Origin of the sequence: Planococcus halocryophilus (assembly GCF_022489025.1) — a bacterium.
Taxonomy (GTDB): Bacteria; Bacillota; Bacilli; order Bacillales_A; family Planococcaceae; genus Planococcus; species Planococcus halocryophilus_A.
This window is the reverse complement of sequence record NZ_JAKVTG010000013.1, coordinates 1-14158: the sequence shown is the minus strand read 5'-3', so window position 1 is coordinate 14158 and position 14158 is coordinate 1. Positions and strand designations below refer to the sequence as shown.

At 39.5% G+C, this 14158-nt stretch carries 13 protein-coding genes and 1 pseudogene; 9 read left to right on the top strand and 5 right to left on the bottom strand.

The genetic code is table 11. The features are described 5' to 3' along the window. Window positions 1-7: 7 nt before the first annotated feature. The 3 genes from MLE13_RS13515 to MLE13_RS13505 all read left to right on the top strand — a co-directional run bounded on the left by MLE13_RS13515 (window position 8) and on the right by MLE13_RS13505 (window position 2370). Entirely contained in the window at window positions 8-721 is a 714-nt protein-coding gene (locus MLE13_RS13515; protein WP_240750205.1) for a sugar transferase, read from the top strand. A gap of 207 nt (window positions 722-928) precedes the next feature. Continuing rightward, window positions 929-1663 (top strand): YveK family protein, encoded by a 735-nt coding sequence (locus tag MLE13_RS13510; protein WP_240750204.1) that lies wholly within the window; start codon window positions 929-931, stop codon window positions 1661-1663. After that, window positions 1657-2370: a CpsD/CapB family tyrosine-protein kinase gene (locus MLE13_RS13505; RefSeq protein ID WP_240750203.1), complete on the top strand. Its 714-nt coding sequence runs from the start codon at window positions 1657-1659 to the stop codon at window positions 2368-2370. The genes MLE13_RS13510 and MLE13_RS13505 overlap by 7 nt, the downstream gene beginning before the upstream one ends. A gap of 77 nt (window positions 2371-2447) precedes the next feature. On the opposite strand, the gene MLE13_RS13500 is transcribed toward MLE13_RS13505, so the two are convergent. The 5 genes and pseudogenes from MLE13_RS13500 to MLE13_RS13475 form a co-directional block, all read right to left on the bottom strand. After that, window positions 2448-2894, bottom strand: coding sequence for a GDYXXLXY domain-containing protein (locus MLE13_RS13500; protein ID WP_240750202.1), 447 nt, complete (start codon window positions 2892-2894; stop codon window positions 2448-2450). Then, the gene (locus MLE13_RS13495; RefSeq protein WP_240750201.1) at window positions 2891-4066 is read right to left on the bottom strand and encodes a DUF2157 domain-containing protein; all 1176 of its coding nucleotides are present in this window, start codon (window positions 4064-4066) and stop codon (window positions 2891-2893) included. Before MLE13_RS13495 ends, MLE13_RS13500 begins: the two co-directional genes overlap by 4 nt. Window positions 4067-4188: 122 nt before the next feature. Then, window positions 4189-4449: a hypothetical protein gene (locus MLE13_RS13490; RefSeq protein WP_240750200.1), complete on the bottom strand. Its 261-nt coding sequence runs from the start codon at window positions 4447-4449 to the stop codon at window positions 4189-4191. A gap of 288 nt (window positions 4450-4737) precedes the next feature. Continuing rightward, window positions 4738-5642, bottom strand: a pseudogene (locus MLE13_RS13485) (glucosyltransferase domain-containing protein). Between the two features lie 217 nt (window positions 5643-5859). Next, window positions 5860-6570, bottom strand: a complete 711-nt coding sequence (locus tag MLE13_RS13475; RefSeq protein WP_240750198.1) for an MBL fold metallo-hydrolase — start codon at window positions 6568-6570, stop codon at window positions 5860-5862. A 653-nt stretch (window positions 6571-7223) separates the two neighbouring features. On the opposite strand from MLE13_RS13475, the gene MLE13_RS13470 reads away from it, so the two are divergent. The 6 genes from MLE13_RS13470 (at window position 7224) to MLE13_RS13445 (ending at window position 14137) form a co-directional block, all read left to right on the top strand. Beyond that, the gene (locus MLE13_RS13470; protein ID WP_346429172.1) at window positions 7224-7769 is read left to right on the top strand and encodes a glycerol-3-phosphate responsive antiterminator; all 546 of its coding nucleotides are present in this window, start codon (window positions 7224-7226) and stop codon (window positions 7767-7769) included. A 184-nt stretch (window positions 7770-7953) separates the two neighbouring features. Continuing rightward, on the top strand, window positions 7954-8784 hold the full coding sequence (locus MLE13_RS13465) for an MIP/aquaporin family protein (RefSeq protein ID WP_240750197.1): 831 nt from the start codon (window positions 7954-7956) through the stop codon (window positions 8782-8784). A gap of 20 nt (window positions 8785-8804) precedes the next feature. After that, window positions 8805-10307, top strand: coding sequence for a glycerol kinase GlpK (gene glpK, locus MLE13_RS13460; RefSeq protein WP_240750196.1), 1503 nt, complete (start codon window positions 8805-8807; stop codon window positions 10305-10307). A 257-nt stretch (window positions 10308-10564) separates the two neighbouring features. Further along, window positions 10565-12241: a glycerol-3-phosphate dehydrogenase/oxidase gene (locus MLE13_RS13455; RefSeq protein WP_240750195.1), complete on the top strand. Its 1677-nt coding sequence runs from the start codon at window positions 10565-10567 to the stop codon at window positions 12239-12241. 142 nt (window positions 12242-12383) lie between these two features. Further along, window positions 12384-13472, top strand: coding sequence for a threonine aldolase family protein (locus tag MLE13_RS13450; RefSeq protein WP_240750194.1), 1089 nt, complete (start codon window positions 12384-12386; stop codon window positions 13470-13472). A gap of 116 nt (window positions 13473-13588) precedes the next feature. Further along, window positions 13589-14137 (top strand): divergent PAP2 family protein, encoded by a 549-nt coding sequence (locus MLE13_RS13445; RefSeq protein ID WP_240750193.1) that lies wholly within the window; start codon window positions 13589-13591, stop codon window positions 14135-14137. Window positions 14138-14158: the final 21 nt, after the last annotated feature.

Below are 14158 nucleotides of genomic sequence, written 5' to 3'. Positions count from 1 at the left end.
ATTTATGATGAAAGTGGTGATTCAAATGTCAGTATCCGCTCCTGAAAAAGAAAAGTTAAATGTGAAAACAAGATACAGTGAATTGGTATTTGAAAGCGTAAAAACAAATACTAGCAATGGTTATTTATATACAAAACGCTTTCTAGATATTATCGGTTCATTAGTAGGGCTGATTATGTTGATTCCCGTATTTCTGATTATCAGTCTGTTAATTAAAATGGAAGATCCTAAGGGCCCGGTATTCTTTAAACAAAAAAGAGTAGGCAAGCATGGCAGAACCTTTGATATGTACAAATTCAGATCCATGGTCAGTAACGCGGAGGATTTAAAAGCTGCTTTGCAGCAACAGAATGAGGCATCGGGACCTGTATTCAAAATTAAATTCGATCCGAGAATTACAAAAATCGGGAAGTTTATTAGAAAAACAAGTATCGATGAACTTCCTCAGTTGGTTAATGTGCTAAGTGGAGATATGACAATTGTAGGTCCGCGACCGGCTTTGCCAGATGAAGTCGCACAATACACAAATTATGAAAAACAGCGTATCAGTGTAACTCCTGGGTTAACTTGTTTTTGGCAAGTTAATGGCAGAAGCAATATAAGTTTCAAAGAGTGGGTCGAAATGGATTTGGAATACATCCGCAAGCGCACAACGGCATTAGATATTAAATTAATCTTCAAGACGATTCTAGTGTTGTTCGGATCAAAAGATGCGTATTGATGGTGGCCAATAAGTAGATTTTCTGAGTGAAGGCAAGCAATCTACAAATTGATGCTGTCATGTAATGCTCATAAATTCGAACTTGGGGACATCGAGGAATGACCTTGATGTCCTATAGCTGGTTTTAAAAGCAAAAATAAGCGTCTCTATTTTAAAGTCGCTCATGTTAGCTTTTGAGAAAATTTGATTGAAAGGAGGTTTGGCGAAATGATAGAAACCATCAGTTTACGTGAAATTTATGGCATATTAAAAAATAAGATGCGCTTAATACTGGCTATTACCATTGCAATTATGATGAGCACAGCCTTGATATCGTACTACTTAATCACCCCGATTTATCAAACATCCACTCAATTACTTATTAGTCAAAAGCAAAGCGAAATGATTATCGACTCCCAAAGCATCGATATCGATTTGCAATTAGTCGGTACATATAGTGAGATTATAAAAAGTCCTATTATATTGGATCAAGTAGTTAGTCAATTGGAGTTGGATATGTCTTATCAAGAAATTAAGGGGAAAGTAAATGTTGAATTTGCAGAGAATTCACAGCTACTCAATATATTCGTAACTGATCCAGATCCTGCCGTTGCTGTCGGAATTGCGAACAAAATCGCTGAAGTTTTCGAAACGGAAATTATGGAATTGATGAATATCGATAATGTTTCCATTTTATCACCGGCTGTTGTCTTGGAGAATCAGATACCTGTGTCGCCAAACCCTCCACTTAATATTTTACTAAGTGCAATTGTCGGTCTTGTAATTGGCGCAACCATTGCTATGATATTACGTTATTTAGACACGACAATCAGAGTAGAAGAAGATGTAACAGATCTTTTGGGACTACCTGTTCTAGGAGCAATCTCGCCAATGAATGATGAAGAAGACATTCCGGTTAACGAACCGATTGCTTTTAAACGCAGGGAGGAACAAGAATGGTAAAGAAAAAAAACAAGCCTGAAGTAAAGAATAGAAAGTTAATCGCATTTACCAATTCAAGATCACGTGTTTCAGAACAGTTTCGAACCTTGCGGACGAATATTCATTTTACTGTTCCGGGTGGAAAAATCCGTTCATTAGTCGTGACTTCGGCATCTCATTCGGAAGGTAAATCAACCACCTCATCGAATTTGGCGATTGTTTTTGCGCAAGAAGGCAAACGTGTTTTATTGATTGATGCAGATATGAGAAAGCCGACAATGCATCAAACGTTTAAAATTAGCAATTCAAAGGGATTATCTAATGTATTGGTTCGTCGAGTGTCTTTAAAGATGGCGATTCAAGCTAGTGGAATTGAAAATTTAGATTTGCTGCCTTCTGGACCAATTCCTCCAAATCCGGCAGAGTTACTGAGTTCTTCTAATATGGACCTCCTTTTTGAAAATGCTTTGGATACGTACGATATGTTGATTTTTGATAGTCCTCCAGTTCTTTCGGTTACAGACAGTGTTATTTTAGCAAATAAATGCGAAGGTACTATTTTAGTGGTGAATTCGGGGAAGACAGAAAGGGCACATGCGCTTAAAGCAAAAGATGCTATTACTACAGCAACAAAAACGCGGCTGCTTGGTATAGTCCTTAACAACGTTCAAGTGGATAAGGATTTCAATTATGCTCAGTATTATACTCAATCTCAACTTGAAAAATAATTAGATCTCCTGTATTTATTGCTGAAATAATATAGAAAAAAGTTCAATCAGTCTTCTGATTGAACTTTTTTTGTGGATTATTCAATTCGTTCTTCGAGCGAGATAGGACGGATGATGCCCCAGCTTGAAACGTCTATCGTTACTTGCAGGTCGCGTATTTCTTCGAGTTGAGGTCCTTGGCCTTGTTCTACGTAAAACTGTTCTAATTGAGGTGCTGTGACGCGACTATCATACACATAGCCCTCAATAGCCCCAAAGAATGGATTAGTTTCAACGCGGTCAAGAATAGCATAGCCATCTTCCCCAGTTTTTAACGTAAAGTAAATGGAACTGTCATCGGTGATAGAAGGAGACTGCAAGTCTGGATATTGTAACATGACATACTCCCCGTAAAAAGGGTCAAACGGATCGAGAGGTTCTGCTCTTAATATATATTGTTCGCCGAACCAAGTGGCCGCATAATAGCTTACGAGTAGTACCACAATAAATACGGTTTGAATAATCGGTAAGAGCCAGGCTTTCATGGCTTCACACCTTCTTTCCTACGATTAATCCACCAAGCTGCTCCTGATAGCAGAAACAGTAGTATAGCGCCGATAAGGAAGAAGAGAGACATATCGAGACGTTCCCAAGCGTAAATAATGTAAATTACAAATTGGACAATGATAAAATAAACAAAGCCTAATCCCAGCTTTTCATTTTGCTGCTGCGCAATAATTAAATATGCAAGCCCGCTTAGCTCAGCTACCACTGCAAGCCCAATGGCCGTTTCGTCAAAGAGTAGCAATCCGATGACACCAGGAATTGCTATCCACATGAGAGAGCGGAATTTGAAATAACTGATAAGGAGCACGCCAACTGCCACTATGGCTAAAGCGATGGCTTCTAGCCAGTGGCTTTCATCGATTATACTGATAAATGTTTGGCCGCGAATTGCTAAATAAACAACAAGCAGTATCCCTGCAGTCATTAAATAAAGCGGCCGAATCATTTGCTGTTTATTTTCGGGAGCAATAAAAAGAAGTGATACAAGCGCGAACAAAGTCCAGATTGGCCAAAGAACACTATCGTAATCTACGAGTCCCCATAGCATAAAGCCAGAAGCGAATAATAGTATCCAACTAAATGCAGTAGATGCAAAATTTTTGCTGAAATAAAACCAGCCAAATGTAACGGCGATAAAAATACCCCATTCGACCCAACCGATATTAGGCAAGAACGACATTAAAACAGATCCACCAAAGAAAAATCCGATGAGTGAATAGATGAGATGCCGCCAGTAAAAATAATGAGCAAGCGCTGCTAAAAACATCGCCCATGGCAAAACGGAGTTCGCAAGTGGAAAGTGGAAAGTCTGAGCAACTGTCAGCAAAGTTGCACCAAACATTGCAAGACCGATAACCCTGAATAAGAGTGGATAGCCAAAAGCTTTCTTTTCGGAAAAATAAGCAATGGTGTAAAACAGCCACATTAATGACAGCATAAGCAATACTTTTGCTATATCCGGTATCGACTGCCAATTGGCTGCGATAAAGCTAAACACGGCAAGCGCAAAGAAAATCAAACCGATCATTAAAAGCAAAGGTAGCTTTTTAGGAGCCGGCTGATGCTTTTCAAACGCCAAAATACGTTCGGCTGTACCTTGATCTATTAGTTCAGCCTGTTGCCATTGTTTCAGTTTTCTCTCCGTATCCATTGTCACTCCTCCTTAGTTTATTCCTTTAAGTATAGCTGAAAATTATTAAAGTATATAGGAAAATGGTATCAGAAAAAGAAAAACACCAAACAACGGAATTTTGTTCCATGTTTGGTGTATTTCTAGTTTTGTAGCTTTACAACAACGATATCATCAATGATACGAATTGCATTTTGGGATGGCCATGCGTCCATTTCTGCGAATGACTCAAAAGCTGCAATTTCTAAATATTCTTGCTCAGAAACGAATTTATAAGTAACACCAAAATGATTTTGCATCATCTGATTGTAATAGTAAGGATATAAAACAATACTATCCCCGAAAGGACCAGTCATTTTCGGAATGCTTTCTGAAATGTTACTTGTACTCAAAGTTGAGTCCAATCTGTATCGTCCGATAATAGCCAGTTTAGAGCTAGGTGTGACGTTTTCAGTTTGCTGGATTCGGCTGATTAACCGGTTAACAAAAGCAGTTGATTTTTCATATTTTAGTTCTATATTTAAATATGCGATATTTGAGATAAGCGCAAAAATTGAAAATAGTTACGAAATAATTAGAACGCTTAGCCATGAAAAGCTCTTTATAAAAACAGTTGGAACGGAAAGGTGTTCATAAAAAAACAGGCAATATATAAAAACTAACAAGAGCGAATACCATCAACATTTGGTAAGTCAAGTCTGCTGACATAAAGTACAATATATAAGAAGAGAGTGCATAAATAACACCATTACTGCAGCGGAAAAAGCATGTAGTTTTGATATAAATCTGCTATTTTGAATTAGCAATAAAATGAAGCCAAAGCCGATTAATAAAAAGATCGCAACATTCAACCATTCAAATAAATTTACTGGGAAGTCTGTAATAAATCCTCGGAAGAAAAATAGAGAAAAGGCTTCATGGATTTGTTTAAAATGCTCAAAAATAGAAGCATCGCTTTGTCCAACCAAGTCAAGCCCTTGATAGCTCGTAATGTTGCCTACGAATAAAGTCGTATAAAGTTTAAAATTAATGATGTACAAAGACATCCCAATACTAGCTAAGGCAAAGAAACGTAAAAGATAACTTGTTAATTGAAGGCCGGTGATTTTTCTGCCTATGATTTCAGTTATAAAGAAAACTAAGATCAGTGTAGAAAGAAGTGGTAAATTGGCTTGGTAAATCCCGGCACTTATGTAGAATAGGATAGAAGCCTGGATAAAGCCGTATTTGTATTTTTGGGTGATAAGTACAGATAGAACTGTCAGTAAAACCCAAATAGATAACCATCCGCAGTAAACATATAAGAAAAAGTGGAAGCGATCGTTGGAAATGTGACTATCAAGCAACTAACAGCCAAGATGGAAAATGTTTTTTTCAATTGAAACAATTCGGTGAGCATAACAGCTATTAAAGCCAAATAAAAAATTGCAAGCATACCATTAATCCACTGTAAGTCGAAATAAGAACTGATTCCACTAAAAGGCGACAAGAAAAAGCGTCCTGAATCAGCTTTTAGTTGAGGGCTATGTGTATTAAACAGGCTGTCGTGATTAGGAAGTAAGTTGGTGAACACAAATAGATAACATAAAAATTCCATCACAACAGCGGTTAGAAAAGCTGTTTTCCGTTGTGGTTTTATAATTGATTATAATTTTTGTGGAATTTTTTCGGGCATTTTGCGATAGCTCCTAATCTAGTACAAACACTAATTGAATTTGGTTTATAATTCCCAATTCTAATCGTAGCAAACTTTGTTTTGGAAAAATAGAACATTCTTTTCCTAGTGATATAGGAGATTAATTTTGCTTAAGCTGTTATTGCCAATTCTTTTTTTCGCTATCCAAAATTGCCAATTCGATAGCTTTCAGTGGATTAGCAATCATTTTCCCATGGCCAACCGCTAATAATTGGGGATGTAAGTTTTTGATTTTTTTGGCGCTTTCCAGTGCTGTTTTTTTGTTCCATGTAGCGAATGCTGGAAAAGGGAATAGCGCTTTGAATGTGCCAGAAACGGCAATGCCACCTTGTGTTTGAAGGGCATCTCCCACAATGAGAAAACGATTGCGAGTATCAAGCAACGAAATCGAGCCAGGTGTATGTCCAGGTGTATTCACCACTTCAAGCGAACCAATCCGCGCGCCTTCTTCGAGCAAGCGATCAGGTTGTGTGTTGATATTTGTTGGGACACCGCCTTTAATGGGCGAGTCGGGTTCGCCAGGAAGAGTGTGAATATCCCCTTTGAGCAAACGAGCGTCGCGTGAGGACATACTGACCACGGCATCTGGCCATTCGTGTTTAATGGCATCAAGTGCACCGAGATGGTCCATATGGGCGTGGGTGATAATGATTTGAGTTAATGGTTTTTGCATAACACGAATCGATAATAAAATCTGTTTCGCATTAAGGCTCAGTGCGGCATCTACTAAGGTCAATTCAGTTTCTTCATCGATAATATAGCAATTGATTGGAAGTAATTTTGGTAAGAAAGTTAATTGGTAAATAGGTCCTTTTTTTGTCATCCGCATGGGTAGTTCACTCCTTTAAGAAAATGTTTGTTTAACTCTAGTTTATACTGTTTCGACAGTAAATGATGAGAAATGGACAGTATTTCATCCGAAACGGACAGTATTTGTGCTGAAACGGACAGTATTCAATAGAATTCGGACAGTATGCCCAGTTTCTTCCTGCTCAAAGTTCAAAACCATACTTACCGAAGACCAGGAAAGCGCAAGGTCGCGCTTTCCGCTGAGGAAATGGGATGCGGACAGTATTTGTTGTGATTTGGACAGTAAATGGTGCCGTTTGGACAGTATTTCACAAATTCGGACAGTATTTGAGCTGAACCGGACAGTATGTCCAGAAACTGGAATCCGTAAAGATACTTTAAACGAATTTCACGTCAATAACAGACATTTTCAAACGAGCTCACTATAATAGATGAAAGGGGTATGGGGCCATAAAGTAATTTGTGGTGCTATTGCCAATGAAAGACAGCGATAAAAGTCGGATTTCAGCATGGTTCTGGTGGAATGGTCATTTATAAAGCGGAATCACATGAAAACTGCGACACCTTATTCAAAATGGATCCGTATGTAGCAGAAGAGGCAAGAGAGTATCAAATTATAGAATGGTAAGCTGTTTGGGCAGATAATGTGGAGTAACGAGAGGAGGGAATTCGGTGCATGAGTTAACTGGCGTTTTACCTGTTTTACGCAATATGAAAGAATTTGAACGTTTACTTAGTAGCGATCATGAATATATTATCTTTTTGGAAACGCGGTTATCACAATTAAAACAATTGGTGCAAGCAGCGAAAAAGGCTGAAAAAAAAGTGATTCTTCATGTCGATTTAATCCAAGGGTTAAAAGCGGATGCTTATGGATTTGAGTATTTATTGAGAGAAGTCAAACCAGATGGAATTGTTTCGACAAGAAGCAATGTTATTTCATTAGCGAAGAAAAATAATTTGATGACAATTCAGCGATTGTTTTTACTCGATAGTCAGGCGCTAGAACATAATATTAAGTTGATTAATCAAGTAAAGCCTGATTATATTGAAATATTGCCAGGGATTATTCCGTCCGTTATTAAAGAAGTTTTCGATAAGACGGGTATACCGGTTATTGCCGGTGGATTGATTCGGACGAAAGAAGATATTCAACTTGCTTACGACGGAGGAGCTAAAGCGATTTCAACATCACAACCAGAACTTTGGGAATTGTGAAAATATATGTTGACAGCGTTTTCATTAACTGATAACTTAGACTTACAAGTTAAGAACTGTGTTGGAGAAATGGAGACCTGCACTGAAAAGAGCGCTTTTAACAAAAGAGTGGCTGGTTCAGTGTGGGTCTTTTTATATTTTTCGAGATGGTTCTTAAACGAAAAAAACAAAGGGGTGCAAAACGATGACGGAGTTTTTAGCAGAAGTAATTGGTACGATGATTTTAATTATTTTTGGTGGAGGTGTAGTGGCAGGGGCGGTATTAAAAGACTCTAAAGCAGAAAATGGCGGTTGGGTTTTGATAACGCTTGCATGGGGTCTAGCTGTTACCATGGCTGTCTACGCAGTCGGGAGTTTTTCAGGAGCACATATTAATCCAGCAGTAACTTTAGGTCTTGCGTCTGTAGGAGATTTTCCTTGGGCTAAAGTTCCAATGTATATCGCTGCACAGATTCTCGGAGCTATTCTTGGTGGAGTTATTGTTTTCTTAAACTACTTACCGCATTGGAGACGTACAGAAGACAAGGGTGCGAAACTTGCCGTATTTGCAACGGGTCCAGCGATCCGTAGTCCTTTCTCCAACTTAGTAAGCGAAATTATCGGAACTGCCGTATTAGTGATGGGCTTATTGTTCATTGGCGCGAATGATTTTACTGAAGGCTTGAATCCGTTAATCGTAGGTTTGTTGATCGTCGCAATCGGGATGTCACTTGGTGGCACTACCGGATACGCGATTAACCCGGCGCGTGACTTAGGTCCGCGTATTGCACACGCATTGTTGCCGATACCAGGAAAAGGTAGTTCAGATTGGTCGTATGCATGGGTGCCGGTTGTCGGTCCTATTTTCGGTGGTATATACGGCGCGTTATTTTATAAAGCGTTGTTCACAGGAGCATATGATTTACCATTTTGGATCATGACCGTCGTCTTATTACTGGTATTATTTGGAGCGGCAAGTGTAGAATTGAAAAAAGAACATACAGCAGCTGATACAATTGAAGAAAATATTTCATAATTCATTAGGAGGAGATCATTTTGAGTAAAGATTATATTTTATCTATCGACCAAGGTACGACAAGTTCACGTGCGGTATTGTTTAATCACAATGGTGAAATCGTTGAAACTGGCCAGCAGGAATTCCAGCAATTCTTTCCGAAGCCAGGCTGGGTAGAGCATGACGCAAATGAAATCTGGACATCTGTTCTAGCGTGTATGGCTGAAGTATTGCGCAAATCGGATATTAGTCCAACTCAAATAGCAGGTATTGGTATCACAAACCAACGTGAAACAACAGTGGTTTGGGATCGTCATACAGGCAAGCCGATTTACAAAGCAATCGTTTGGCAATCGCGTCAAACTGACGGAATTTGTAATGAATTAAAAGAGCAAGGTTTGAACGAATTATTCCGTAATAAAACCGGTCTTTTAATCGATGCTTACTTCTCTGGAACGAAAGTGAAATGGATTCTTGATAATGTTGAAGGTGCACGTGAAAAAGCGGACAATGGCGACTTGATGTTTGGAACAATGGATACATGGTTGGTTTATAAATTGTCAGGTGGTAAAGCACACGTAACAGATTACAGTAATGCATCACGTACATTGATGTATAATATTTTTGATTTAGAATGGGATCAGGAATTATTAGATATTCTTACTGTACCGAAGAGCATGTTACCAGAAGTGCATCAATCATCTGAAGTTTATGCAAACACAGTAGATTATCATTTCTTTGGTCACGAAGTACCGATTGCCGGTATTGCGGGTGATCAACAAGCTGCCTTATTCGGTCAAGCTTGCTTTGAAAAAGGGATGGCGAAAAATACTTACGGAACTGGTTGCTTCATGTTGATGAACACGGGTGAAGAAGGTGTTAAATCTGAACATGGCTTGTTGACGACTTTAGCTTGGGGCGTTGATGGCAAAGTAGAATACGCGCTTGAAGGTAGTATTTTCGTAGCTGGTTCAGCCATTCAATGGTTGCGTGATGGTTTGAAAATCATCAAAAATGCTCCCGAGAGTGAAAACTATGCGATGGAAGTTGAGTCAACAGACGGCGTATATATGGTTCCCGCATTTGTTGGACTTGGAACGCCTTACTGGGATACAGATGCACGTGGTGCGGTGTTCGGTTTAACACGCGGTACAACGAAAGCTCACTTTATCCGTGCAACACTCGAATCACTCGCATATCAGACAAAAGACGTTGTAGATGTTATGATTGAAGATGCAGGAATCGAACTAAAAACCTTGCGTGTTGATGGTGGAGCAGTTGCAAATGATTTGTTAATGCAGTTCCAAAGTGATATTCTAGATGTACCGGTAGAACGTCCAGTTGTTCAGGAAACAACAGCACTTGGTGCAGCTTACTTAGCTGGACTGGCAGTTGGATTCTGGAAAGACAAAGAAGAAATCGCTAAGCAATGGAAAGTCGACAAAACCTTTACACGTGATATGTCGACAGAAGATGGCGAAAAACTTTATGAAGGCTGGAAACAAGCGGTAGCAGCAACACGATTGTTCAAACCCGAGAAATAACATAAAAGTTAATAACGAGAGATATACGGCCGGAGACTTCGAGAGACCAAGCCAGTTTTACAGAAAAAATTCTGTAACTGTGCCTGGATCTCTCTTTTTATTTGGAAAAATGGGTATACAAGTTAGAAAGAGCCATTTTTCAAACTGCTTGAACCTATTCCGTATAAACCATTTTTTGCAAATGTAGTTTTTGGGTGGATCAAAGCAGGTAAATGAAGATCTATATCTCAAACAAAAAAGAAGGAGTAGATGAACTTATGAAATTTTCAAGTTTGAACAGAAATGAACGATATAACCAAATGAAACAATCGCAATTAGATGTTTTAGTCATTGGTGGCGGAATTACAGGTGCAGGAATTGCACTAGATGCGGCTGTGCGCGGTATGGATATTGCAGTAGTCGAAATGCAAGATTTTGCAGCAGGAACAAGTAGCCGCTCAACAAAATTGGTTCACGGTGGCTTGCGTTACTTAAAACAATTTGAAGTGAAAATGGTAGCAGAAGTTGGCAAAGAGCGCGAAATTGTATATGAAAACGGACCGCACGTAACGACTCCTGAATGGATGTTACTACCGTTTTATAAAGGTGGAACATTCGGACCGCTCAGCACAAACGTTGGTCTTCGTGTTTATGACTTTTTAGCAGGTGTTAAAAAATCAGAACGCCGCAAAATGTTAAGTAAAGAAGAAACATTGCGTCGCGAGCCTTTATTGAAGAAAAAAGAACTTAAAGGCGGGGGCTATTACGTAGAATACAAAACAGATGATGCGCGTTTAACGATGGAAGTGATGAAGAAAGCAATCGAAAAAGGCGCAATGGCGATGAACTATGCAAAAGTGAAAAGCTTTATTTACGACAATGGCAAAGCAGTTGGCGTACGTGTCGTAGATCAGATTGATGGCAACGTTCATGAAGTGTTTGCGAAAAAAATTGTCAATGCGGCTGGCCCATGGGTTGATACATTGCGCGACAAAGACCATTCGAAATTCGGTAAAACTTTGCAATTGACGAAAGGCATTCACTTAGTGTTTGATGGCCGTCGTTTCCCATTAAAACAAGCCATTTATTTTGATATGCCGGACGGCCGCATGGCGTTTGCAATTCCGCGCCAAGGAAAAGTTTATGTCGGTACAACAGATACAGTGTACGAACAAGATATCGCTCACCCAACGATGACAGAAGAAGATCGCACTTATGTCTTGGAAGCTGTAGACTTTATGTTCCCTGAAGTGGGAATTACAAAAGAAGATGTCGAGTCAAGCTGGGCTGGGTTGCGTCCACTGATTCACGAAGAAGGAAAAGATCCATCTGAAATTTCACGAAAAGATGAAATCTTTATTTCAGATTCTGGTTTAATTTCGATTGCGGGTGGTAAATTGACTGGTTACCGTAAGATGGGTGAAAGCATTGTCGATCTTGTGGCAGAGCAATTACAAAAAGAACGGGGAACTAAGTATCCGAAAATCTCAACAAAACGCTTGCCGGTTTCCGGTGGCGATGTGGGCGGATCAAAAGGTCTGAAAACGTTCAGAGCTGACCGTGTTCAACAAGCGGCTAGCATGGGGCTGACGCCTGACGCGATGGATATGCTTGTAAGTCGTTATGGTTCAAACGTCGATAAAGTCCTACATTACTATACACAAGGGTTAGATGCTGCAGCGGAAGCTGGACTCGATCCGATTGTTTACGCGATGTTGCGTTATTCAATGGAATACGAATCAGCGTACAAACCAATCGATTTCTTTATCCGTCGTACAGGTGCGTTGTTCTTCGATATTCATTGGGTACATGCACATAAAGAAAATGTCATCGCTTATATGAGCAAAACGCTCGTATGGAGTGAAGAACAAACTGAAGAATACCGTGCTGAATTGGAAGGCTTGCTTTATGAAGCAACGCATCCGGTTGAAGTATCTTCTCAAAGCTTAAACTAATTAAAATCAAGCCTGTCCATCGTCTATAAGTGACTTTGGGCAGGATTTTTTGCGTATAGAGCCTATTTATAAAAACTTGTACGGTTCAAGTTCATGTTATAGTTAGTTGGAAAATAGTCTGACTATTGGAGGAACCAATACAATGAGGCAAAATGAATTATTGAAGAGTTACGAACAAACAACTCAACAATTGGCAGGGCATGGCCCAAGAAATATAGCGGTTTTGAAAAATGCTTTCGAGTCGATTGATGGAAAAATCAACAGTGATAAATATGGACAAGGTTCTGTGATCGAAGATTTTCAAAAGCAAATGGCCGATTTTTTAGGGAAAGAAGCGGCCGTGTTTTTCCCGAGTGGCACGATGGCTCAACAAATTGCTTTACGAATTTGGTGTGATGAAAAAGACCTGAAAAAAGTTGCCTATCATCCTTTAAGTCATTTGGAAATCCACGAAGAAGATGGCTTAAAAGAATTACATGGCATTCAATCGATTTTATTAGCAACTGAAGATCGCGTAATTGAATTAGAAGATGTCACTTCGATGAGCGAAGATGTTGCGTGCGTGTTGCTAGAATTGCCCCAGCGTGAAATTGGAGGGCAGCTGCCCAGTTTTGAAACGCTTGAAGCCATTTCAAGTTATTGCCGAGAAAAAGAGATCAAGCTTCATTTGGACGGTGCGCGAATTTTAGAATGTCTTCCGTACTATGAGAAAACCATTAAAGAAGTTTGTGTTTTATTCGATTCGGTGTATTTGTCGATGTACAAAGGAATCGGCGGTATTGCAGGGGCCATTTTAGCAGGTGATTCAGATTTTATAGCTCAATCAAAAATTTGGAAAAAACGTCATGGTGGTGATTTGATTTCCTTGTATCCGTATATTTTGAGTGCGGATGCGTATTTTGCGCAACGCAAAAATCGCATGGGAGATTATTACGTGCAAGCGAAAGAATTGGCTTTGTATTTTAATTCATGCAAGGGAATTTCCACTATACCTGAAGTGCCTGTTACCAATATGTTCCATGTGCATTTTACTGAAATACCTGAAAGGATCGCGCCGATATTAGCACAAGCTCAAGAAATAATGAATTTAGGCGTTACCGGCTATTTGCGTAAAGAAAAGCAAGGCTGTTCGTTTGAAGTCAGTATAGGCGATCAATACAATAAAATTCCGCAACAAAAAGTGAAAGTTCTTTTTGAATGGTTGGCCGAAAAGATGGAAGCCATAAGGTAATGGGTGAAAAAATCCCTTTTTTTATTCGAATAAACATATTCTTTTGTAAGAATGGGTAAAGAAGTATATTGAATGGCAGCAGCAAGTTGTCAAACTGATAACTGGGGGATGAGCAGATGAGAAAGATGAACAGAGGGATGATCACCTCATTAGGGGCTATTGGCGTGGCACAAGCATTGAAAATCGTGACACACAAAACCGTAACGGGTAATTGGGATTGGCGACAAGCCTTTACAACAGGTGGCATGCCAAGCTCTCACTCAGCGGGTGTATCAGCGCTTGCGGCGTATGTGGCTGCGAATAAAGGTGCGCGTCATACAGAAACAGCCCTTGCGATTGTGTTCGGTGTCATCGTTATGTACGACGCACAAGGGATACGTCGTCATACAGGAGAAATCGCACGACTGGTAAATGAACTAGAAGACAGTTTTGTGAAATTCTCTGGAGAGTTTCCAAGTTTTGAATTTGTCGAACGCGAAAAAGATTTAAAAGAATTACTTGGTCACCAACCTGTAGAAGTGGCTGCAGGAGCTGTTTTCGGTACAGCTCTTGGATTGGTTTCAGCAGCGATTGAAAACCGCTTCCGTGAAATTGAAGAAAAAGAAAAACGCTCTAAAAATCAAATAGCCTACGATGGACGAGGTCGTCGAATGACCCGGTCTTAATAAATATAAGAAGCCATTCCT

Coding starts and splice junctions, on each gene's coding strand:
- MLE13_RS13515 (WP_240750205.1), top strand. CDS start 8: ATGAAAGTGGTGATTCAAATGTCAGTATCCGCTCCTGAAAAAGAAAAG.
- MLE13_RS13475 (WP_240750198.1), bottom strand. CDS start 6,570: ATGCGGATGACAAAAAAAGGACCTATTTACCAATTAACTTTCTTACCA.
- MLE13_RS13465 (WP_240750197.1), top strand. CDS start 7,954: ATGACGGAGTTTTTAGCAGAAGTAATTGGTACGATGATTTTAATTATT.
- MLE13_RS13495 (WP_240750201.1), bottom strand. CDS start 4,066: ATGGATACGGAGAGAAAACTGAAACAATGGCAACAGGCTGAACTAATA.
- MLE13_RS13505 (WP_240750203.1), top strand. CDS start 1,657: ATGGTAAAGAAAAAAAACAAGCCTGAAGTAAAGAATAGAAAGTTAATC.
- MLE13_RS13450 (WP_240750194.1), top strand. CDS start 12,384: ATGAGGCAAAATGAATTATTGAAGAGTTACGAACAAACAACTCAACAA.
- MLE13_RS13445 (WP_240750193.1), top strand. CDS start 13,589: ATGAGAAAGATGAACAGAGGGATGATCACCTCATTAGGGGCTATTGGC.
- MLE13_RS13510 (WP_240750204.1), top strand. CDS start 929: ATGATAGAAACCATCAGTTTACGTGAAATTTATGGCATATTAAAAAAT.
- MLE13_RS13455 (WP_240750195.1), top strand. CDS start 10,565: ATGAAATTTTCAAGTTTGAACAGAAATGAACGATATAACCAAATGAAA.
- MLE13_RS13500 (WP_240750202.1), bottom strand. CDS start 2,894: ATGAAAGCCTGGCTCTTACCGATTATTCAAACCGTATTTATTGTGGTA.